Below are 23731 nucleotides of genomic sequence, written 5' to 3' on the forward strand. Positions count from 1 at the left end.
GCTATATTTTTCGATTTTAAATTTTACAAAAACACAAATCCAAATTTTTGACTTGTATTTTTGTGATGATAAAATAAAAAAATCAGAAATAAGCTGTTTTTAAGGCCGAGAAAATCAGCAAGCCCTAATTAGGGTTAAATATATTTTCTCACGATTGAATTTTTAACTCGAACTTGATACAAGTATTATTACAAACAAAAACCGCAAATAGTTGCGGTTTTTGTTTGTATAAAAAAGATAAAATTATTTAACAATCAATTTTGCAGTTTCTGAATGCTTTAAATCTGAAACTTTTATAAAATAAATACCGTCTTTTAATTTACTGATATTTATTTTACCGTTGATTATTTTACTGTAGCCTGAAACCATTTTTCCGGCTATGTCAAATATTGAAACTTGTACATTCTGAATATCAAATAATGATAAATCTATAGCTATTTCATTATCGCCCGGGTTAGGGTAAATATTTAATGCATCTCCTTTGTCAACAGTTTCAACTCCTACGGAAACAATTTTGTTTTTAAAGAAATATACTTCTCCGCCGGAAGTTCCTATGAATGCATCATTATCTCCGTCATTATCTATATCAACTAATGAAACTCCCGGAATATACAGTGCTAAATTCAAAGGATTTTCGTTGCCGTATTGTACTTTAAAATCCGGTGTATCGGCAGTTCCTTTATTTTCTGCATATGAAACTCTCCAACCCATTCCATAATAATAACTGCCGGCTAACAAGTCATAATCTCCGTCGTTATCAACATCCGCAAATTCCGGAAACAAATAATACCAAGTACCGGGCAAAGTTACAGGACTTGCTTCGCTTGTAAAAACAGGAGCGGAAACTGTTCCGGTATTTCTGTAAAAGTCTAAAACATTTCCGAAATTTCCGAGAAATAAGTCCAAATCACCGTCATTATCAATATCTACAAAATCAAAATCTAAGGGATTCGAAATACCCGGCAAAGGATTATCTGCCCCCGTTTGTTCCGTGAAAACGGGGTTGTCGGCAGTTCCCGTATTCTCAAAATATCTTAAATCTCCGTTACCGTATCCGCCTACAAAAACGTCTTCATCACCGTCATTATCAATATCAACAAATTTTAGTGTCGGTATAGAGCTTGGATTTAAAACTGCATTTAAGGGATTATCTGCCCAATCTTGTTTTTCAAAAGCGGGAGATGTATTTGTTCCGGTGTTTTTATAATATGCAAATTTAAATGCAGAGGCAGCAGCATTATAAACACCCGTGAACATATCATAATCACCGTCGTTGTCAATATCAACGAAATCAGGTAATACGTAATATGTTGAATCTATTCCGCCGGAAGTGTTTTCAAAAATTGCGGTTGATGATGTTCCCGTATTTTTGTAGTATTCTATTTTATTGTACCGGCCGAAAATTAAGTCTAAATCGCTGTCGGTATCCAAATCAATAAGGTCGGGTAAGTTTGAACTTAAATTGTTAATATTGTTAAACGGATTTGAATTTCCGGTAATTTCTACAAAATCAGGAGTTGTATTGCTTCCCTGATTTTCAAAATAACGATTTCCGTTTAAAAGACCGTCTAAGTCGCCGTCTCCGTCAAGGTCTTTCAGTAACATACTTTCAAGTGAGCTGCCGAATGTTGCATCAAAAAAAGCTGAAGCATCTTCCTGTGTAAATGCAGGATTTTGGGCATCTCCGGTATTTCTGTATAAATAAGGATAATTGTTGTATTTTCCTATAAAAACATCCAAATCACCGTCATTATCAATATCGGCAAAACTTAATCTGTCCATATATTGAGGGTCAACACCGTTCAGCGGATTACTTCCTCCGGTTCTTTTGACAAAATAAGGATTTGAAGTATTACCCAGGTTTTCATAATAAAGAGTCTCACTATTACCTTGGTCTCCTATAAAAGCATCAAAGTCACCATCGTTATCAATATCGGTAAAACTCAGATAAGGTTGGTTTTGAAAGAACTTTCCGTCAAAAGGATTGTTTGTTCCGAATTGTTCTTCCAAAATTGCGTTTGAATTATCGCCGGTGTTTTTAAAATATTTTATTGTGTAAATTCCGGAATTATAATCTTGATAAATTGAAAAAACATCCAAATCACCGTCATTATCAATATCAATGAAATTTGTATAACCTGCATTTGCAATAATATTTCCTGAGAACGGGTTTGTTCCTCCGAAGGGGTTATCGGTACCGGTCATTTGAACAAACATATCTGATTCGTATGCTTTTACTGCGACAGATGTTTTAAAATCAGTTTTAAAAGGCAGTTTTTTGTTGAAATTTTGTGCATCTGCCTGTCCTGCTGTCAACATTAAAGACATTGTTGCACCGGCAGTTGCCAGCTTAAGCAAATTTTTCAAACGTAACAGTTTTTCGAATAATTTTCTTACACGATAAACAAGGCTTCGTTGTTTTTTTTTGGTCAATTGATAAAAAGAACCGCTTTTGATTCTTTTATCAAGACGTTTGCGAAGTTTTTTGTACTTCACTCCGGTTTCCCGAAACTCTCTTAAAGTAATTGTGTTCATGGTACTTAAATTTTAAATTAGAAAAAGTTATTTCTTATCGGGTATTGCCCAATAGCTCTCGTCAGGTGTTGTTATTGCAATACTTACTGATTGATGATCCTGATTTATTATATTTGGCCTTACCGTATTCGGTAATATTTTAACGTCATAAATTTCATCTACACTGTTTTCGTACATAATATTTCCCACAATTGCACCGCTCGGCAAATGCACTATTATAACTCCGGCTTTTTGAGATTTTTTTGCTATCGGCAAATCTTTGAATGCCGAAGTTGTATGTCTTAATTTTGAATGTCCTATGAACAAATAATCACCGATTTTATCCATTCCTCTTAGGAAATAATCAAATTTTGTAACGGTTTCAAACTTTCCTGTTTTTTTATCAATCTCTATTAATTCGCCTGCGGCAGATTGTAAGGCGTATAAATCCCCGTTGTATATTCTCGGAGAATGAGGCATTGCAAGATTTTCTGATATAATTTCATTAGATTCAACATCTATAATAATGCCGCCGGTAAGTTTATTTTCTCTCCATCCTCCGGGAGTATCAGTTTTACCTAATGCCGAAACGTATTTTATTTTTTTATCTTCTGTTGCTGTTCCGTTTAAATGGCAACGGTCTTCCGGAGCAAGTTGAGATATAAACTTAGGTTTCCAAACGGGCTCAAAACTGTAATTATCATTTATCTTTACAATTGATGAAAAAAGAGTGTTCACGGCAAGTAAATCATTATTGTTCCAATTTAAATCATGTAAAGATAATTGCCCTGTATGAAAAGTTGCTCTCGGCATATATAATGCATCATACACATTCGGTTTAGGCGGATATGTTTTTGCCATTGAAGGTGTGTTTGCCAAAATATGCAAATTAGATTTACAAGCAATCGCCATTTTATTCCCTTGGGTTGCAATTCCCATTGCACCTTCAAAAGTTCTCGCAAGCAAGATAATTTTATCGGGTGTGGGGGCACTAAGTAAAACAACTTTTCCTGCCTGATAAGTGCTTAATGCTATGGTGCATTGCAAATTATATAGTATTTCCGGAACTTCAGGACTGTATCTTGAGGTAAAGGGAGGTAACGGTTTTTTTGTGTCGTTCATTTTTTTCTTTTTGATATTTATAACAAATATAATATAATAAAATCAGAATCTTAATTTATAAAAGAAAAGCTTGCATTAGTGACTTGAATTTTGCTTTAAATTTATTACTTTTGTAAAACTTTTGAACAAAATAATCCACTATAATGACAGAAAAATATTTAAAACACGAAGCAGAAAGAAATGCAATGGGAATTCCTGCTCTTCCCCTAAATTCAGAACAAACAGAAGATTTATGCAAACTGCTTGAGAATCCGCTTGCCGGAAAAGAAGAGTTTTTAATAAATTTATTTACCCAAAGAATATTTCCCGGGGTTGACCCTGCGGCAATGGTAAAAGCAAAATTTCTGCATAAAATAATTAAGAAAGAAAAGAAATCTCCTCTCGTTTCTCCGAAAAAAGCTGTTGAAATATTAGGTACAATGCTCGGAGGCTATAATGTTGCTCCGCTTATTGATATACTAAACAACGAAGAACTTGCGAATGATGCCGTTAAATCTTTATCACAAACAATTTTTATTTATGAAGCGTTTAATACGATTTCCGAATTATCAAAAACAAATAAATATGCAAAAAAGGTTATTGAATCATGGGCAAACGCAGATTGGTTTACTGCAAAAACACCTGTTCCCGAAAATTTAAAAGTTAAAGTTTTTATGGTTGAGGGCGAAACAAATACTGATGACCTTTCACCTGCAAGCGATGCTTGGAGTCGTTCAGATATTCCTTTGCACTCACTTTCAATGCTTAAAGCAAGAATGCCCGAAGGACTTAAAGAAATTGCAGATTGGAAAGCAGCAGGAAGCAAAGTTGCCTATGTCGGAGATGTTGTCGGAACAGGGTCTTCCAGAAAATCAGCAACTAACAGCGTTTTGTGGCACATGGGAGAAGATATACCCTTTATTCCGAATAAGAAAAGAGACGCAGTTGTTATCGGAAGTGTTATTGCTCCGATTTTTTTCAACACGGTTGAAGATTCCGGAGGTTTACCGATTGTGGCGGATGTTGCAAAATTAAATCACGGAGATATTATCAATATTAATACCGTAACCGGTAAAATAACTTCTGAAAGCGGAGAACTTTTATCAACATTTGAATTAAAACCGAATACACTTGCAGACGAATTCAGGGCAGGAGGTCGTATTCCGTTAATTATAGGAAGAAAACTTACAAATGATGCAAGAGAGTTTCTGGGATTGGATGAAACAGACGTTTTTGAAAAGCCTCAGAACCCTGTTCCTAAACCTAATCAAGCATATACATTAGCACAAAAAATGGTCGGAAAAGCTTGCGGTACGGAAGGTGTTCTTCCCGGCATGGCGGTTGAACCGAAAATGACAACCGTAGGTTCGCAAGATACAACAGGGCCAATGACGGCAGATGAAATTACGGAACTTGCATGTTTAAAATTTCAATCAGACTTATTTATGCAATCATTCTGTCATACAGCAGCTTACCCGAAGGAAACAGATACAAAAATGCACCAAATGTTACCGAAATTCATTATGGAAAGAGAAGGTGTTTCTTTATATCCAGGCGACGGTGTAATTCATTCATGGCTTAACAGAATGTTGCTTCCCGATACGGTAGGAACAGGCGGAGATTCGCATACAAGATTTCCTTTGGGAATTTCATTCCCGGCAGGTTCGGGACTTGTTGCATTTGCCGGAGCACTCGGCTCAATGCCTCTTGATATGCCTGAATCTGTTCTGGTAAAATTCAAAGGAAAAGCAAAGCCGGGTATCACTTTGCGTGATATGGTAAACGCAATTCCGCTTTGGGCAATTGAAAAAGGTTTAATGACTGTTGAGAAGGAAGGCAAAAAAAATATTTTTAACGGCAGGATTTTAGAAATGGAAGGAATGCCGGATATTACCGCTGAACAAGCATTTGAATTAACAGATGCTGCCGCTGAAAGAAGTGCTGCCGCAGCAACTTATAAATTATCAGAGAAGTCGGTAGCAACTTATTTAAAATCAAATGTTGCACTTCTTGAAAAAATGTTGAAAGACGGATACGGATACGCAACAACTATTCAAAAACGTATTGACGCAATGAAAGATTGGTTGAAAAATCCGCAACTTTTAAAAAGAGATAAAAATGCAGAGTATGCAGCAGTAATTGAAATTGATTTAGCAGAAATTAAAGAACCTATTGTTGCCTGCCCTAACGACCCCGATGATGTTAAATACATTTCGGAAGTTCAAAATACAAAAGTTAATGATGTTTTCATCGGTTCATGTATGACAAATATCGGTCATTTCCGTGCAGCATCAAAAATTTGGGACGGTTTTGAAAGAAATACCGAAATAAGAACCTACATTGTACCTCCTACAAAAATGGACAGTGAAAAATTGAAATCAGAAGGTGAGTTTTCAAAATTTGCAAAAATGGGTGCAAGAATTGAAATTCCCGGATGTTCAATGTGTATGGGAAATCAGTTGAGAGTACCTGACAATGCTGTTGTATTTTCAACTTCAACAAGAAATTTTAATAACAGAATGGGAAAAGGTGCACAAGTTTATTTAGGCTCTGCCGAAATGGCGGCAATTGTTTCTGTTTTAAACAGAATTCCTACACCCGAAGAGTATTTTGAATATTACAATAAATACGTTAAACCGGAAGAAAGTAATATTTATAAATATTTGCAATTTGACGAAGAATATGTATAGGTAAAAGAAAGGTAAGAAAACATTCAACTATTTTTTATAAATTTTAAATTCAAAATCATGAAAAACAAACTTCTAATTGTATCGGTAATAATGTTTATTTCTGCAGGACTTTTTGCTCAAAACTGTGAAGCCTATGTTCCTACAGAAAAAGGTGTAAAATACACATATAAAACAAGCAATAAAAAAGGAAAAGTGCAAAGTTATTATTCGCAAGAATTACTTTCAAAGAAAAATGAAGACGGCGGAACAAAATTTGAAATTTTACATATAAATTATGATGATAAGAAAGAACTTATTAATCAAGACACATTATTCTTTTATTGCAAAGGAAATGTTTTTTATATAGATATGGGAAGTTACCTGAACGAGGAACAGTTAAGTAATTATGACGAATCCCTTATTGAAATTACTTCTGACAACATAGGGTATCCGTCAAATTTAAAACCGGGAACAGAGCTAAAAGACGGCTATGTTCAAGCTGATATAAACGTTGGAATGACTTTGACTTTTAAAACTGATGTAATAAACAGAGAAGCAGAGGCATACGAAGACATTGCAACAGATGCCGGAACATTTAAAACAATACGAGTGTCTGAAGATATTGTAAGTAAAATAGGATTTATTACAATTAAAATGAAAACAATTTCTTGGGTAAAAACAGGAATCGGCAATATAAAAGTCGAAAACTATGATAAAAAAGGCAATTTATCATCTGTTACAGAGCTTGTAGGTATTGAGTAGCTTTCTTTGTCGTACGATTTGACTATACCAAGTTACTTGCTTGAACATTATATTAGTTATTTTAGGCAGATTTTAAGGGTGTCGGAAAGCAGTTTGTCCGTTTATCAACAAATATAACACATAAAACTTCTGCCTGATATTTAGAAATTACAAAACAACATCACAAGCATAAAAATTAGATTGTAACCTTAAACTATTTTAAATATCGACAGTCAAAAATGCAATATTTGAAAACAGCATGAATTCTGTAAAAACGGAAAGTCGAATACAAAGTTTACTGAAAGAGAAAGATTTTTCTTCGGCCTTTAATCAAATTGTTGAAGAATATAAAGAACAACTGTATTGGCATATCAGAAAAATTGTTTTAGTACATGATGATGCAGACGATGTTTTGCAAAATACTTTTATTAAAGTATGGCGTTATTTAGAAAACTTTAAAGGCAATTCCAAAATTTATACTTGGCTTTTTCGTATTGCAACAAACGAATCGATTACATTTATCAATAAAAATAAGAAAAAAGCCGAAGAATCTTTTGAAACTTATGAATATTACTTAAGCAATACTTTGGAAAGTGATGAATATTTTAACGGAGATGAAGCTCAAATGCTTCTTCAAAAAGCGATTTTGCAACTGCCCGAAAAACAAAGAATTGTGTTTAACATGAAGTATTTCGACGAAATAAAATATAAAGAAATGGCAAAAATACTTGAAACATCCGAAGGCAGTTTAAAAGCATCATACCATCATGCCGTAAAAAAAGTTGAAGAATTCTTAAAAGAATATTAAACAATGTAAGTTAATATCAGTCATATATTAAATTGAAAAAAACAAACAACATACAAAACAACGGTTTTAAAACCCCGGAAAATTATTTCAAAAATATCAATGATGAATTGCAAATTCGTATTGCGGAAGAACAATTGAAAAAAAGATTCGGGAATAAAAATCCGTTTTCTGTTCCTGAAAATTATTTTTTTAGTTTTTCAGTAAACATAAAAGATGAACAGAAACCGGAAAGAAAAATCATTCAGTCACTAAAACCTTACTTTTCAATTGCTGCCGGAATTATTCTTATTGTAGGAATTTGGCAAATTTTATTAACAAATATTGATAATTCCGAAACAATTAGTAATGTAATTGACACCGTTACTGAAAACAATCCGGATATTTTTGCAAACAACACATTAAATTTTGAAGATATTGACACAACGGATTTAAACACCGAAGTAGAAAATATTATTTATGAAAATGATGCAAACTCATTAATTGCATTTACGGAAGATAATTTCGACAACTATGAAATTGATGTTGATGACGAATCAATATCTGAATATTTAATTGATTATGCTGATGATGAAGATTATGAAGAAATACTTGCAAGTCTGTAAATTTAAAAAAATAAAAGCATGAGAACTTCGATACTTACAATATTATTACTTACTTTTTTTTCGGTACAATTTTTTGCACAAGCAGGGCATTTTCAAAAAAGAGAAGAAATTAAAAAAAAGCAAATTGAATTCATCAGTACAGAATTACAACTGACCGAAAAAGAAAAAAAAGAATTTATACCTATTTATAAAGAATTCAGCGATAAAAAAGAAGCACTGTTTCAAAAAAAACGAAGTAATATGCGTAACTTTCATCATAACGGGCTTAATATGAGTAATGATGAACTAACAAAATTAGCAGATTTTTTTGTAGATATTGATATTCAATTAGCAGAATTGGGTAAAAAATACAATGATAAGTTTAAAAAAGTTTTACCGCCGATGAAAATAATATTACTTCATAAAGCAGAGCACGAATTTAAAAGAGAATTAATTAAAAAGATTAAACACAAAGGAGGAGGCGGTCATATGAACAGACCTTAATTTTTTGAAATAAATTTAGCTTTATTCAAAACATATTTTTTAATATCTTTACGCTTCAAAAAAATATAGAATGAAGTTCGAAGATATAATTAAAGACTTAAAGAATAAAATATACAAACCGATATATTTCCTTTACGGAGAAGAATCATATTTTATTGACCAAATTTCCGATTATATTGCCGAACACGTTCTTGATGAAGCCGAAAAAGCATTCAACCAAACTGTTTTATACGGAAAAGATTCTAAAATTGAAGATGTAATAAATACCGCAAAACGATTTCCGATGATGGCAAATCACCAAGTTATCATTGTAAAAGAAGCACAAAACCTTAAGCAAATCGAAAAGATTGAATACTATGCCGAACAACCTCTGAATTCTACAATTCTTGTAATAAACTATAAAAGCAAAAATTTCGATAAACGAAAACGAGTTTATAAAGCATTAAAAAAGAATGCCGTAATTTTTGAATCAAAAAAACTTTATGAAAATCAAGTTGCTTCGTGGATAAATTCATATTTGAAGAATAAAAAATATTCGGTCAGTCCTGTTTCAAGCAAATTATTAACCGATTTTCTCGGAACAGATTTAAGCAAAATTTCCAACGAACTGGACAAATTAATGATTTCACTTCCCGAAGGAACAACTATTACACCCGAACATATTGAAAAAAATATCGGAATAAGCAAAGATTTTAACGTTTTTGAATTGCAAAATGCCTTAGGAAATAAAGATGTATTAAAGGCAAACAGAATAATTAATCATTTTGCGGCAAACCCGAAAGATAACCCGATGGTTGTGACTATTATAAGTTTATTCGGTTATTTCTCAAAAATTTTATCATTTCATTATTTGAAAGATAAAAGCAATAATAATGTTGCTTCCGTTTTGGGTGTTCATCCTTTTTTCGTAAAAGATTATATCAGAGCTGCCGGCAAGTATAATGTCAGAAAAACTGTTGCAGTAATTTCTATATTAAGAGAATATGATATGAAATCAAAAGGTTACGAAAACGTAAGCACAACACACGGCGATTTATTAAAAGAACTTATCTTTAAAATTTTGCATTAAATATTAATGTAATTTCTTAGCTTTGCATCCCTAAAAATAAAACATAATATTTATAGCATGTACTTGACTTTATTTTTAATAATAATAACTTCTGTTATTTCTTTTTTGGCATTTAGCAATCATGAACTTTTCAATAAGTTAAAGTTTAATGCCTACCTGGTTTGGAATAAGAAGGAATTTGCAAGATTATTTTCACATGCTTTAGTTCACAGCGGATGGATGCATTTAATTTTTAATATGTATGTTCTTTGGATTTTCGGAGGTTTAGTTGAAGATACTTTTTCAAACAGCGATTTCTTCCCGGCAACTTATTCATACGGACGTTTCTTATATGTTCTGATGTATGTACTTGCAATTCCTGTTGCAACAATCCCTTCCTTATTAAAACATAAAAATAATCACTATTACAATTCAGTCGGAGCATCAGGTGCTGTATCGGCTGTTGTATTTACAACAATTTTATTAGCACCTACTTTACCTTTAGGAATATTATTCATTCCCGTTAGGTTGCCTGCATATATTTTCGGATTGCTGTATTTAGCATATTCCTATTATATGAGCAAAAGAGGTAAAGGAAATATTGCACACGATGCTCATTTTGTAGGTTCCGTTTTCGGATTAATTTTTCCGATAATTTTAAATCCTGCATTAATTCAAAATTTCATACTTCAAATAACTAATTAATTATAATTAAAATGCAAAAGAAAAAAATAGTTATCGCTCTCGGCGGAAATGCACTTCTAAGAGGCGACCAAATCGGCACAATTGAAGAACAAGAAAAAAATACAACTGATACATTAAAAAACATAATTCCGTTCATTAAAGAAGGACACGATGTTATTTTAAGTCACGGAAACGGACCGCAAGTAGGAAATATTTTAATGCGAAATGATGCCGGTGCAGAAATGTATGACATTCCTCAAATGCCGCTTGATATTTGTGTTGCTGATTCACAAGGCGGTATCGGATATATGTTAGAACGTATGCTGCGAAATCTTTTAATTGAAGAAGGCATTGATAAAGATGTCGTTACATTAGTGACACAGACGCTTGTAAGTAAGGATGATTCTGCATTTCAAAATCCCACAAAACGAGTAGGAAGAATGTACCCGAAAGTTCAAGCGGATAAATTGTCGAAAGAAAAAGGTTGGAAATTTAAAGAAAGTCCGAAAGCAGATGATGCTTGGCGACGTGTTGTTGCATCTCCCGAACCGATTGATATTTTTAATATAAAGACGATTGAAAGCATCACAAAAAGCGGTGCAATTGTAATTGCATCAGGCGGCGGCGGTATTCCTGTTTATTATGATGAAAAAGGACAAATAAGAGCACTAGAAGCCGTTATTGACAAAGATAAGGCAACTGCAGTTTTGGCATCAAAAATTAATGCCGACGAATATTATATTTTAACAGATGTTTCTTATGTTTATCTGGACTTCAGACAACATAACGAAAAGAAATTAGATTTTTTAAATAAAGCTGATGCTGAAAAATATATGAAAGAAGGAAAATTCGGAGAAGGAAATATGGCACCAAAAATACAAGCCTGCTTAAATTTTATTGAAAACGGGGGTAAAAAAAGTGTTATTACTGAGGCTACAAAATTGACAGACAAATCTTACGGAACAAAAATTACTTTGGAATACGAAGATTAGTCTAAAAAAATACTATAAATTCTAAAAAGACCTGACATTATTTATAATGTCAGGTCTTTTGTTTTATCTCTTTGGGTTATTATTTTTACTTTTCAGTATCAATTTATCATACAATAATAACAAAACAGCAGTAATGATACCTATTCCGGCAAAAATATACATTACTTTTGTCGGGTCATAAGTGTCCCAAAGAAATTGCGTTAAATCTTGTTGGTTCATTCCGAGCAGTTGTTCTGCTTTTGCATAATAATCCTTTTGAGTAAAATTACCGCTTATTTCAGGAATACTTAGCCCTCGGCTTTCAACTTCTTGTTTTATTAAAAATACCTTATCTGCTAACTTTCCGTAAACACTTCCGGATAAAATGCCTGCTAATTGATGTGCAACAGCAATCGGCAAAAATGATGTTCCCATATAAAGTGCAACTTTATCTTTCGGAGCAATTTTACCCACATACTCAGTATATTTCGGAGAACTTGCCATTTCTCCTATTGCAAAAACGAGTATTGCAAATAACAAAAACCACCCGTTTTGGGTTGAAAACATTAAACCAACGCCGATACTTACAACAACTAAACCTGATATTATAGAATTAATCGGTTTAAATCGCATAACAACGGTAGAAATTATAAGCTGAAACAAGATAATAAAAAAAGCGTCAAAACTTGTCATTGTTACGGAGTTCATTTCAAAACCAAAGCCGGATAAATCTGCCCACTGATCTAAAAAGACCGGGAATGTATAATAAAGTTGATTAAATGCAGTCCAGTAACCAATCATTAAAATCAGGAAAATAAGATATTTATAGTCAGACAGTGCTATTCCTATATTCTTAAATGCCTGTGCAATATTTTTTCCTAATGATTTTTTTTCACCTTTAACTACAGGTTCTTTATAAAAAATAAAAACAATTACATAATTTATTGCCATAACACCCATTGAAAGTGCAAAAACATAGTTCCATTCAATATCCATTAAAATTCCGGCAATAAGAGGTCCGAGCCATCCTCCGATGTTAATCATCATATAAAATATTCCGAATCCGATTGACGATGTTTCATCATCCGTTACTTTTGCGATGGTTCCGGATATGATAGGCTTAAACAAAGCACCGGCAACAGCAACATAGATAAAGGAAATAAAAATAGCTGAAAAAGACTCAAAATAAGCCATCATAAAAAATCCGGAAATATACATCCCGAACGAAATAATCAAAACTTTTTTATAGCCTATATTATCAGCAATAGCACCGGTTATTGTCGGTAAAAAATACAACAGCATAGATCCCGTTCCCATTATAATTCCTTGCTCTGCCGGAGTAAAGCCTAACGATTTTGTTAAATATATAGCTAATGCATTATAAAAGCCGTACCAAGCAAAACGCTCGAATAACTCCATGAAATTTGAAACCCAAAATATTTCAGGAAATTTCTTAATCACTTTTCCGAGCCTGCTCATGTCTGTTTTGTTTAAACAATTAGCTCGCAAAAGTAGATTTAATTGTTGAGAAAAGAAAATGAAAAATTATTCGGAATACTTTAAGATGTATTTCAATCTGTTGTGGAAAATTAAAAATTTAATTACACGAAATTTTATAAGCTTTTTTATTTATATCCTCTTTAAAAAATTTATTGTTTAATATTAAAACATGTCTTACAAGCCATTTTCTTAAATATTCGGCAAAACCGTAAAAAGCAATAATGTCCGCGTCTTTTTTTGTGCAAATAAGATTATTAATTTTTTCCGCAAGTAAATTCTCTTTGTCAAAATATTTTAAAATAATTTCTTCGGAATAAACAGCCCGCTCATAATTATAATGGTATTTATAATAACAGTTCAATTTTTTCAATATGCAATATATCGTTTTGCTGTCCGGAGTAAAAGAATCCGAAAACAGTTCACTGTAAAAACTGTTTACAAGGGAGAATAATTTCTTGTGTTGTGCATCAATTTTTGATATGCCTGTTTCATATATTTTTTTCCAAGTGAAATATCTCATAGCGATTTGTATTTTATAAGGTTGAGGTTACTTAACAGACTTGCAAAATGTAAATTTAGTTGCATAAGACTTATCTGAAACCATTTGTTTCTGCCTTTTTGTCTGTTTTTTTGTCGATATTTCACTCCTTTCCTTTTGTTATATGCCTTTTTTTCCGAAAATAAATAAAGTTAAACATCGGCACAAAGATTGATACTTCATTCTTGAAAAAAAGGAATACTAATTAAATAAATTACAATATATAATGGGAAAAATAATAGGTATAGATTTAGGAACAACAAATTCATGTGTTTCTGTTATGGAAGGAAACGAACCGGTTGTTATACCAAACAGCGAAGGAAAAAGAACAACTCCTTCAATTGTTGCATTTGTTGACGGCGGAGAACGAAAAATCGGAGATCCTGCTAAAAGGCAGGCAATTACAAATCCTGAAAAAACAATATCGTCTATTAAACGATTTATGGGAGAAACTTTTGACAAAGTTCAGAAAGAAGTTAAACGTGTACCCTATAAAGTAGTAAAAGGAGAAAATAATACACCGCGTGTTAAAATTGATGACAGATTATATACACCGCAAGAAATTTCTGCAATGATTCTTCAAAAAATGAAAAAAACTGCAGAAGATTATTTAGGGCAAGAAGTTTCAGATGCCGTAATTACTGTTCCGGCTTATTTTAGTGATTCACAAAGACAAGCAACTAAAGAGGCAGGAGAAATAGCCGGTTTAAATGTTAAAAGAATTATTAACGAACCTACTGCAGCAGCATTGGCATACGGACTTGATAAAAAAGAAAAAGACCAAACAATTGCCGTATTTGATCTTGGAGGCGGAACTTTTGATATCTCTATTCTTGAACTCGGCGATGGTGTATTCGAAGTAAAATCAACAAACGGAGATACACATCTTGGCGGTGATGATTTTGACCAAGTTATTATAGATTGGTTAGCAGATGAGTTTATCAAAGATGAAAATATCGACTTACGAAAAGACCCTATGGCTCTTCAAAGGTTAAAAGAAGCAGCCGAAAAAGCAAAAATTGAATTGTCAAGTTCAACAAGTACGGAAATTAATTTACCGTATATTATGCCGGTTGACGGAATACCGAAACATTTAGTTCGTTCGTTGTCAAGAGCAAAGTTTGAACAAATTGCCGACAAATTAATACAAAATGTTATTGCACCTTGCAAACTTGCAATGAAAGATGCAGGGCTCAAAAATTCTGATATTGATGAAGTAATTCTTGTAGGCGGTTCAACCAGAATACCTGCAATTCAAAAAATTGTTGAAGATTTCTTCGGAAAAACACCTTCAAAAGGTGTAAACCCCGATGAAGTTGTTGCCGTAGGTGCTGCTATTCAAGGTGGTGTATTAACCGGTGAAGTTAAAGATGTTTTATTGCTTGATGTTACACCTCTTTCGATGGGAATTGAAACAATGGGTAAAATAATGACAAAAGTAATTGAGTCAAACACAACTATTCCGACAAAAAAATCACAAACATTTACAACAGCTGTTGATAACCAACCCTCTGTAGAAATTCATATTTTACAAGGCGAAAGAGCAATGGCAACAGACAATAAAACAATCGGACGATTTCATCTCGACGGATTACCGCCTGCACCGAGAGGCATACCTCAAATTGAAGTTACTTTTGATATTGATGCAAACGGTATTCTTAACGTTTCGGCAAAAGATAAAGCAACCGGCAAAGAACAAAATGTCAGAATTGAAGCTTCATCAGGTTTATCAGACGAAGAAATTAAAAAAATGAAAGATGAGGCAGAAGCAAATGCCGAAGCCGATAAAAAAGCAAAAGAAAAAATTGATAAAATAAATCAAGCAGACGGATTAATTTTCCAAACCGAGAAACAACTAAAAGAGTTTGGCGACAAGCTTCCTGCCGATAAAAAAGCACCTATTGAAGATGCTTTAAGCAAATTAAAAGAAGCACACAAATCAGAAGACTTAGATGCAATTGACAAAGCAATGAATGAGTTAAATACTGTATTTCAAGCAGCATCTCAAGAAATGTATAATCAAGGAGCACAAAGCGGAGAACAAGGTGCAAACTTCCAAGATGCAGACATTAATAATCCAAATGCTAATCAACAAGAAGATGATGATAAAAAATCAGACGATGACGTTCAAGACGTTGACTATGAAGAGGTAAAGTAGCAGGGTGAGGTAGATTAAAAGCCGGCATTTGTCGGCTTTTTTTATTAAATAAATAAATTGATGTAAAATTTCATTATTTAATAAAAAAACTATATCATTGTTGAGTTATATATTTTTATGATTAAATCTACTTTTAACTCAAAGTCTAGTATACTTGAAACAATAATATCGGACGAAGTAACAATTGATGAAATAAAAAAATACATTATTTCAATAGCCGAATATAAAAACTTGCCGAATATACTAAAAATTATGACAGATGCATCTTTGGGTAAACTTCCGGAAAATATTAAACCGGAAGAAATCCATAAAATTGTTAAAGTAAATAATTTGCCCTTATTAAAAAGAGACTTAATATGTCATGCTTTGGTAGTTTCAAGTCCTAAAGAAACTGCTTTCGGACACTTATATAAAGACCTCAGCAGAAGAGACAATTATTATTTCAATATTTTCTCAACAAAAGAAGCTGCGATAAATTGGTTAAACAGTTTTTAATTATTTCTTAAAAATGCTATTTTAGCATATTAATTTTTTTACCGATATGCAAAAAAAAATACATTTTAATGAAGATTTCCTGCATTATATCTGGAAAAATAAACTCTTTACAGATAAATACCTTATCGACAACGAAGGAAACAAAATTGAAGTAATAGAAACAGGTACTCATAATTTCGATGCCGGACCTGATTTTTTTAATGCAAAAATTAAAATCGGAGAAACAATTTGGGCAGGAAATGTCGAAATTCATACTAAGTCATCTTTTTGGGAAGCACATAAACATCAACAAGACAAAGCCTATGATAATGTTATTTTACATCTCGTAAATAAAAATGATACAGAAGTTCATAATACAAAGGGTGAGAAAATTTTAACTTGTGAGCTGAAATTTGACAATAAATATATTAATAACTACGATAAACTTTTAAGATCCGAAAACAATATTGCTTGCAATAAATTTATTAACAAAATCGACAGTTTTACTCTTAATTCATGGCTTACAAATATTCTTATTGAAAGAATTGAACAAAAAACAGAATATATTAAAAATATTTTGAGTTTTACAAATAACAATTGGGAAGAAACATTCTACATCAGCCTTGCAAAAGCTTTCGGGTTCAAAGTAAATGCCGATCCCTTTGAACTTCTTGCTAAATCATTGCCGTCAATAATTCTTGCAAAAAATAAGAACAATCTTTTTCAAATAGAGGCTTTGCTTTTCGGTCAAGCAGGAATGTTAAGTGCTCCGGAAATAAAAGACAATTATTTCATATCTTTGAAAAAAGAATATAAACACCTGAAAAATAAGTACAATCTCAAACCCGTTGAACCTCATTTGTGGAAGTTCCTAAGAATAAGGCCCGACAATTTCCCGACAATCCGAATTTCACAATTTGCAGCATTAATTCATAAATCTTCACACCTCTTTTCAAAAGTTTTAGAGAGTAACAATATCAATTCGGTTATGCAATTATTTGATGTTGAGGCAAGTGGCTACTGGAGTACACATTATACTTTCGGTAAAGAGTCAAAAAAAAGAATCAAAACATTCGGGAAAATTGCAACTGAAAATATTCTCATCAATACCGTTATACCTATTATGTTTCTTTACGGAAAAGAAAAAGCAAATGAGAAGGTTAAAGACAGAGCAATAAATTTTCTTGAAAAAATAAAGCCCGAAAAAAACAATATTACAAAAAAATGGGCATCAATAGGTTTAGACATCAAAAATGCTTATTTTTCGCAATCTTATATTCAACTTTATAATGAATACTGCTCAAAAAGAAAGTGTTTAAACTGCAGAATAGGAAATAAGTTTATAAATGTTTAAAGAATTCCGCAACATATACATAGCATCTGTTTCATTACTTACTGTTTTTATCGGCGGTACAATCGGATTTATGTATATTGAAAACTATTCACTAATAGAAGCCGTATATACAACAATAATGGCAATTTCAACTGTCGGTTTTGAAGTTGTCAAGCCTCTTTCTCAAAACGGAATGATTTTTATTGTAATATTGATAATTACCGGATTGGGGTTTTTCGGATATTTTTTAACTTCGGTAACCAGGATTTTTATTGACGGCGACTATAAAAAGTTAGTAAATATATATTTAAGAAATAAAAAAATTGAAAATTTGAAAAATCATATCATAATTTGCGGCTTCGGTCGTAACGGAAGACAAGCAACAATCGATTTGCTTCGAATTAATGAAAAAGTTGTAATTATCGACAATAATGCTGATATAATTCACGAAACAATTAATGAAGAAATCGTAAAAAATAAAAACTTCACTTTTATTCGGGGTGATGCATCGCATGAAGAAAGCTTATTGAAAGCAAATTTAAAAAATGCAAAAGCATTAATTACAACTTTACCTAATGATGCCGAAAATTTATTAATTATACTTACAGCAAGAGATATAAATACACGAATGACAATAATTTCAAGAGCATCTGACGAACACTCTTATTCTAAATTAAAACGTGCCGGGGCTAACAATGTAATTATGCCCGATATTGTAGGAGGTTCAAGAATGGCAAAACTTGTTGTTGAACCCGATATAATTGAATTTTTAGAGATGATTATGTTGCGAGAAGGTGTTGATGTTAATCTTGAAGAAATTTCATGTGATGATTTAGCATCATGTTTTGTTGACAGCACAATTTCAGATCTTGATATCAGAAAAAAAACAGGCTCAAATATTATAGGACTAAAATTAGAAAACGGAGAATATATGTTTAACCCCAACGGGAGTATTAAACTTAAAAAAGAAGATAAATTATTTGTTTTAGGAACAGTAGGGCAAATTCAAAAACTTAAAGACCTCCTTGAAAGCGGACATTATTTTGATGACACAATATAATATAGTATATTGAATAAAACCTTAATTGTCATATTAGGATCAACCGGTATCGGAAAAACAAATTTAAGCATTGAATTAGCCCTAATGCTGAATACTGTTATTATTTCTTCCGATTCCCGACAAATTTATAAAGAACTTAAAATAGGAACTGCAGCACCGGCAAAAAATGATTTAGCCAAAGCTAAACACTATATGATCGGCAATAAATCAATTCATGATTATTACAGTGCGGGAATTTATGAGCTTGAAGTTCTTAAAGTTTTAGATAATATTTTCAAAACAAAAAATACTGCAATTTTGGCAGGAGGTTCAGGCATGTATATTGATGCCGTCTGCAAAGGCATTGACATTCAGCCTGATATTGAAACAGAAATAAGAAGACAAGTTATTAAACAATACGAAACAGAAGGAATTGAAAGCCTCAGATTTGATTTAAAAAAATTCGACCCCGAGCATTATAAATTTGTTGATTTAAATAATCCGCAACGAATAATGAAAGCTCTTGAAATATGTATTCAAACAGGAAAAACATACACATCATTTCTGAAAAATAAAAAGAAAAATAGAGATTTTAATATCATAAAAATAGGCTTGCAAAGAAACAGAGAAGAACTTTACGAAAGAATAAATAAAAGAGTAGATATTATGCTTGAACAAGGTCTTGTTAAAGAAGCAAAACAATTTTATAAATATAAAAAACTTAACTCTTTAAACACAGTAGGTTACAAAGAACTATTTGCATATTTCAACGGAGAGCATGATTTAAAAGAAGCAATAAGATTAATTAAAAGAAACACAAGAAGATATGCAAAAAGGCAAATAACTTGGTTTAAGCGAGATAATGAGATTTCTTGGTTTCATCCCGATGAAAAAGAAAAAATAATTTCATTTGTTAATGAAAGAATTGCAAACTAAATTGAATATATTGTTTCAAAAATACATAACCTTTAATAAAAAAGGATAATTTTGTCTTTTTAACACAAAACATAAAAATCATGAAACTATTATCAATAATTATTCTTGCTTCTCTGTCTTTTTCCGGCAGCCTTTGTTTTGATAAGTTTGAGATTGTTGAAACAACTTCTCAAGAGTGGTCAGGCGGAACAAGAAATTCCGGATACGGAACTCACTACGAAATAAATATTGTTCCGAAAGTAAACTCAACTGTTCTTATTTTCGACCAAGCTTGGATAGGAGATAAGTATTTTGAAATCTCAACCTTTCAAAAAGGAAAAAAAATAAGAAATAATCTTTTTGGAAAAGGAGATACTATTACAATCAGAATAAATGATGCTTTTAGTCCGAAATTCCATGATATTAATAAGGACGAGCAACTTAAAGAAAAGAAACTTATTGAAAAACATGAACTTCCTTATAAATATAAAGGCAAAGCACTGCTCTCATACACTTATAACGGAAAACGAAAATATAAAGAAATCAAAGAATTTACAAAATTAGAACCGCTTCAATATCCTTAAAAAAATAAAATGAGCAAAAAAACACTATTAATGATTCTTGACGGGTGGGGAATCGGAAACAAAACAAAATCCGATGTAATCAGTCAAGGAGATACATCCTATATCGACAGCCTTTTTGAAAAATATCCGCATTCTCAATTATTAACCGACGGAGAAAACGTAGGTTTGCCGGTCGGACAAATGGGAAATTCCGAAGTAGGTCATTTAAACATAGGTGCCGGCAGAGTTGTTTTTCAAGATTTAGTAAAAATAAATAAAGCTGTTGAAGATAATTCTATTTCTGACAATCCTGTTCTTACCGAAGCATTTAAGTATGCAAAAGAGAATAATAAAGCCGTGCATTTTATCGGTTTAGTTTCAGACGGAGGTGTGCATTCTTCACAAAAACACTTGTATAAACTTTGCAACATCACAAAAGAATATGACTTAAAAGATGTTTTTATCCATGCAATTACAGACGGCAGAGATACCGACCCGAGAAGCGGAAAAGGCTATTTGCAAGAACTCGAAAATCACCTGAAAACATCCGGCGGAAAAATTGCAAGCCTTATCGGAAGGTATTACACGATGGACAGAGACAAACGCTGGGACAGAATAAAAAAAGGTTATGATTTAATGACTGCCGGAGTCGGTAAAAATGAAACAAGTGTAATCAATGCCGTTGAAAACTCATATAAAAATAATATTACTGATGAATTTATTAAGCCCGCTGTTTTTGTTGACGAAAACAACAATCCTCTCGGATTAATCAAAAACGAAGATGTAGTTATTTGCTTTAATTTCCGAACAGACAGATTAAGACAAATAACAACTGTTCTCACACAGGAAGACATGCCCGAACAAGGCATGAATACAATGGATTTATATTATCTTACAATGACACGCTATGATGAAAACTTTAAAAATATTCACATTATTTACGATAAAGAAAATGTAAAAAACACATTGGGAGAACTCATTGCAAAATCCGGCAAAAAACAGTTAAGAATCGCCGAAACAGAAAAGTTTGCTCATGTAACATTCTTTTTTTCGGGAGGGCAAGGTGCTGAGTTTGAGAACGAAAAGCGAATATTAATACAATCTCCGAAAGTTGCAACTTACGATTTGCAACCGGAAATGAGTGCATATAAAGTTGCAGATGCCCTTGTTAAAGAAATCAAAAAACAAGAACATGATTTCATTTGTTTGAATTTTGCCAACGGCGATATGGTCGGTCATACCGGAATTTACGAAGCAATTTTAAAAGCCGTTAAAGCAATTGACGAAAATGTAAAAAATGTTGTTGAAACAGCAAAAGAAAACGGATATACCGTAATGATAATTGCCGACCACGGAAATGCAGATAATGCTGTAAACCCTGATGGTTCGCCCAATACTGCCCATTCATTAAACCCCGTGCCTTGCATTTTAATTGATGATGATTTCAAAGAAATCAAAAACGGAATACTTGCTGATGTTGCCCCCACTTTGTTATCAATAATGGATATGGAAATTACGAGTGATATGACAGGAGTTAATTTAATTCAGGAATAATAAATGCTTCAAATAGAAAATACAATTATCTCTGATGATGTCATTGAAAAAAAATTTGCTTGCAACCTTAAAATATGTAAGGGAGTTTGTTGTGTAGAAGGCGATTCCGGTGCACCCTTAGAGAAAGATGAACGAGAATTGTTAGAAAAAGAATATTCAGTAATAAAAAAATTCTTAAGACCCCAAGGACAAAAAGCAATTGATAAAAACGGGCTTTATTACATCGATGAAGAACATGACTATGTTACGACACTTGTTGACGGAAAAGAATGTGCATTTACCGTTTTTGACAATGAAGGTATAGCTGCCTGCGGAATTGAAAAAGCATTTGAAGCCGGAGAAACAAAATTCAGAAAACCGCTTTCATGTTGGTTATATCCGGTACGCACAAAAGAAATATCAAACTTGCAAGCAGTAAACTATGATGTGTGGGATATTTGTAAATCAGCAGTTCTTTTCGGAGAAAAACACAATATTTTTGCATATAAGTTCTTAAAAGAACCTCTAATTCAAAAGTTTGGGAAAGAATGGTATGAACAACTTAAATATTTTGCAAAAAATTCAAATAAAAAATAGTAATTTTACGTCGGAAGTCAAAAAATAATTAAAATATAAAATAATACATAATGAAAGATTTAAAACAATACATCGAAAATAATAAAGATCGTTTTCTCGAAGAATTATTCGGATTAATAAGAATACCTTCAATAAGTTCTCTTGAAGAGCATAAAGATGATATGTACAAAGCAGCTGAATATTGGAAAAAAACAATATTAGATGCAGGTGCTGACAAAGCACAAGTTATGGAAACAGAAGGAAACCCCGTAACATACGGAGAGAAAATTATAGACCCAAATTTACCTACCGTATTAGTTTATGCTCACATGGATGTTATGCCGGTTGACCCGATTGATTTATGGGACAGTCCGCCCTTTGAACCTGAAGTAAGAGACGGAAAAATATACGCCAGAGGAGCTGATGATGATAAAGGACAAGGTTTTATGCACGCAAAAGCATTTGAATATATGGTAAAAACCAACCAACTTCCGTGTAATGTTAAGTTTATTATTGAAGGAGAAGAAGAAATTGGTTCACCCAACCTTCGTAAATTTATGGAAAATAATAAAGAACTTCTTAAAGCAGATGTTATTTTGGTTTCCGATACCGGAATGATTGCTCCTGATATACCTTCAATTACAACAGGATTAAGAGGATTAAGCTATATGGAAGTTGAAGTAACAGGACCGAATAAAGATCTTCATTCAGGTTTATTCGGAGGTGCAGTTGCAAATCCGGCAAATGTTCTTACAAAAATGCTTGCAAGTTTAACCGACAAAAAAGGCAAAATTACAGTAAAAGGCTTTTATGATGATGTTATTGAAGTAAGCAAAGAAGAAAGAGCAGAAATGGCAAAAGCTCCTTTTGACAAAAAAGAATACAAAAAGGCTCTTGATATCAATAAACTAAGCGGTGAAAAAGGTTATTCAACAAGCGAAAGAACAGGAATAAGACCGGCGTTGGATATAAACGGAATCTGGGCAGGATACACAGGCGAAGGTGCAAAAACCGTAATTCCTTCAAAAGCCTGTGCAAAAGTTTCGATGCGACTTGTTCCGAACCAAGATAATGTTAAAATCAGTAAGTTATTTGAAAAACATTTTAAAGCAATTGCACCTAAAACAGTTAAAGTAAAAGTAACTGCACTTCACGGCGGGCAAGGGTATGTTTCTCCTATTGATATTCCCGGTTATAAAGCAGCAGAAAAAGCATATACCGATGTTTTCGGAAAAAAACCCGTTCCGGTAAGAAGCGGCGGAAGCATACCTATTATATCAACCTTTGAAGAAGTTCTCGGAATTAAAACAATTTTAATGGGCTTCGGATTAGAAAGCAATGCAATACATTCTCCTAATGAAAACAATCCTTTGGAAATGTTTTATAAAGGAATAGAAACAATTCCTTTATTTTATAAATATTATGCTGAATTAATGAAATAATTATTGCAACCATTTTATTTTATAACATCATAACTCTTG

The 23731-nt window shown here is 32.5% G+C and carries 21 protein-coding genes; 17 read left to right on the top strand and 4 right to left on the bottom strand.

Annotation, left to right across the window (positions count from 1 at the left end; translation table 11 throughout):
- Positions 1-243 precede the first annotated feature (243 nt).
- Both L3J35_09760 and L3J35_09765 read right to left on the bottom strand, forming a co-directional pair.
- Positions 244-2535, bottom strand: a complete 2292-nt coding sequence (locus L3J35_09760; protein ID MCF6366471.1) for a T9SS type A sorting domain-containing protein — start codon at positions 2533-2535, stop codon at positions 244-246.
- A gap of 27 nt (positions 2536-2562) precedes the next feature.
- Complete coding sequence (locus tag L3J35_09765; GenBank protein MCF6366472.1) at positions 2563-3636, bottom strand: TIGR03032 family protein; 1074 nt, start codon at positions 3634-3636, stop codon at positions 2563-2565.
- A gap of 143 nt (positions 3637-3779) precedes the next feature.
- On the opposite strand from L3J35_09765, the gene L3J35_09770 reads away from it, so the two are divergent.
- From L3J35_09770 to arcC, 8 genes are all read left to right on the top strand, one after another.
- Positions 3780-6305: a bifunctional aconitate hydratase 2/2-methylisocitrate dehydratase gene (locus L3J35_09770; protein MCF6366473.1), complete on the top strand. Its 2526-nt coding sequence runs from the start codon at positions 3780-3782 to the stop codon at positions 6303-6305.
- Between the two features lie 57 nt (positions 6306-6362).
- On the top strand, positions 6363-7046 hold the full coding sequence (locus L3J35_09775; GenBank protein ID MCF6366474.1) for a hypothetical protein: 684 nt from the start codon (positions 6363-6365) through the stop codon (positions 7044-7046).
- A gap of 238 nt (positions 7047-7284) precedes the next feature.
- Positions 7285-7833, top strand: coding sequence for an RNA polymerase sigma factor (locus L3J35_09780; GenBank protein ID MCF6366475.1), 549 nt, complete (start codon positions 7285-7287; stop codon positions 7831-7833).
- Positions 7834-7865: 32 nt separating this feature from the next.
- Positions 7866-8435, top strand: a complete 570-nt coding sequence (locus L3J35_09785) for a hypothetical protein (protein MCF6366476.1) — start codon at positions 7866-7868, stop codon at positions 8433-8435.
- Between the two features lie 18 nt (positions 8436-8453).
- Positions 8454-8918: a hypothetical protein gene (locus L3J35_09790; GenBank protein MCF6366477.1), complete on the top strand. Its 465-nt coding sequence runs from the start codon at positions 8454-8456 to the stop codon at positions 8916-8918.
- 70 nt (positions 8919-8988) lie between these two features.
- Positions 8989-9987, top strand: coding sequence for a DNA polymerase III subunit delta (gene holA, locus L3J35_09795; protein MCF6366478.1), 999 nt, complete (start codon positions 8989-8991; stop codon positions 9985-9987).
- 57 nt (positions 9988-10044) lie between these two features.
- Positions 10045-10671, top strand: coding sequence for a rhomboid family intramembrane serine protease (locus L3J35_09800; GenBank protein ID MCF6366479.1), 627 nt, complete (start codon positions 10045-10047; stop codon positions 10669-10671).
- A gap of 11 nt (positions 10672-10682) precedes the next feature.
- Positions 10683-11642, top strand: coding sequence for a carbamate kinase (gene arcC / locus L3J35_09805; GenBank protein ID MCF6366480.1), 960 nt, complete (start codon positions 10683-10685; stop codon positions 11640-11642).
- Between the two features lie 63 nt (positions 11643-11705).
- Here arcC and L3J35_09810 read toward each other — a convergent pair whose 3' ends face one another.
- Both L3J35_09810 and L3J35_09815 read right to left on the bottom strand, forming a co-directional pair.
- Positions 11706-13100, bottom strand: coding sequence for an MFS transporter (locus L3J35_09810; protein ID MCF6366481.1), 1395 nt, complete (start codon positions 13098-13100; stop codon positions 11706-11708).
- Between the two features lie 118 nt (positions 13101-13218).
- On the bottom strand, positions 13219-13641 hold the full coding sequence (locus tag L3J35_09815) for a hypothetical protein (GenBank protein ID MCF6366482.1): 423 nt from the start codon (positions 13639-13641) through the stop codon (positions 13219-13221).
- Positions 13642-13885: 244 nt separating this feature from the next.
- Between L3J35_09815 and dnaK the strand changes: the two genes are divergently transcribed.
- The 9 genes from dnaK (at position 13886) to L3J35_09860 (ending at position 23692) form a co-directional block, all read left to right on the top strand.
- Positions 13886-15817, top strand: a complete 1932-nt coding sequence (dnaK, locus tag L3J35_09820) for a molecular chaperone DnaK (protein ID MCF6366483.1) — start codon at positions 13886-13888, stop codon at positions 15815-15817.
- A 117-nt stretch (positions 15818-15934) separates the two neighbouring features.
- Entirely contained in the window at positions 15935-16312 is a 378-nt protein-coding gene (locus L3J35_09825; GenBank protein ID MCF6366484.1) for a hypothetical protein, read from the top strand.
- 46 nt (positions 16313-16358) lie between these two features.
- The gene (locus L3J35_09830; protein ID MCF6366485.1) at positions 16359-17645 is read left to right on the top strand and encodes a DUF2851 family protein; all 1287 of its coding nucleotides are present in this window, start codon (positions 16359-16361) and stop codon (positions 17643-17645) included.
- On the top strand, positions 17638-18684 hold the full coding sequence (locus L3J35_09835) for a potassium channel protein (GenBank protein MCF6366486.1): 1047 nt from the start codon (positions 17638-17640) through the stop codon (positions 18682-18684). The genes L3J35_09830 and L3J35_09835 overlap by 8 nt, the downstream gene beginning before the upstream one ends.
- A gap of 6 nt (positions 18685-18690) precedes the next feature.
- Positions 18691-19599 carry a tRNA (adenosine(37)-N6)-dimethylallyltransferase MiaA gene (gene miaA, locus L3J35_09840; protein MCF6366487.1) on the top strand — a complete coding sequence of 303 codons (909 nt, stop codon included), beginning with the start codon at positions 18691-18693 and terminating at the stop codon, positions 19597-19599.
- A gap of 80 nt (positions 19600-19679) precedes the next feature.
- Positions 19680-20162: a hypothetical protein gene (locus L3J35_09845; protein ID MCF6366488.1), complete on the top strand. Its 483-nt coding sequence runs from the start codon at positions 19680-19682 to the stop codon at positions 20160-20162.
- Positions 20163-20171: 9 nt separating this feature from the next.
- Complete coding sequence (gene gpmI / locus L3J35_09850) at positions 20172-21695, top strand: 2,3-bisphosphoglycerate-independent phosphoglycerate mutase (GenBank protein MCF6366489.1); 1524 nt, start codon at positions 20172-20174, stop codon at positions 21693-21695.
- Positions 21696-21698: 3 nt separating this feature from the next.
- Positions 21699-22271 carry a DUF3109 family protein gene (locus L3J35_09855; GenBank protein ID MCF6366490.1) on the top strand — a complete coding sequence of 191 codons (573 nt, stop codon included), beginning with the start codon at positions 21699-21701 and terminating at the stop codon, positions 22269-22271.
- A 50-nt stretch (positions 22272-22321) separates the two neighbouring features.
- On the top strand, positions 22322-23692 hold the full coding sequence (locus tag L3J35_09860) for a dipeptidase (protein ID MCF6366491.1): 1371 nt from the start codon (positions 22322-22324) through the stop codon (positions 23690-23692).
- Positions 23693-23731: the final 39 nt, after the last annotated feature.

This window comes from Bacteroidales bacterium, assembly GCA_021648725.1.
In the GTDB taxonomy this organism is placed as follows: domain Bacteria; phylum Bacteroidota; class Bacteroidia; order Bacteroidales; family JAADGE01; genus JAADGE01.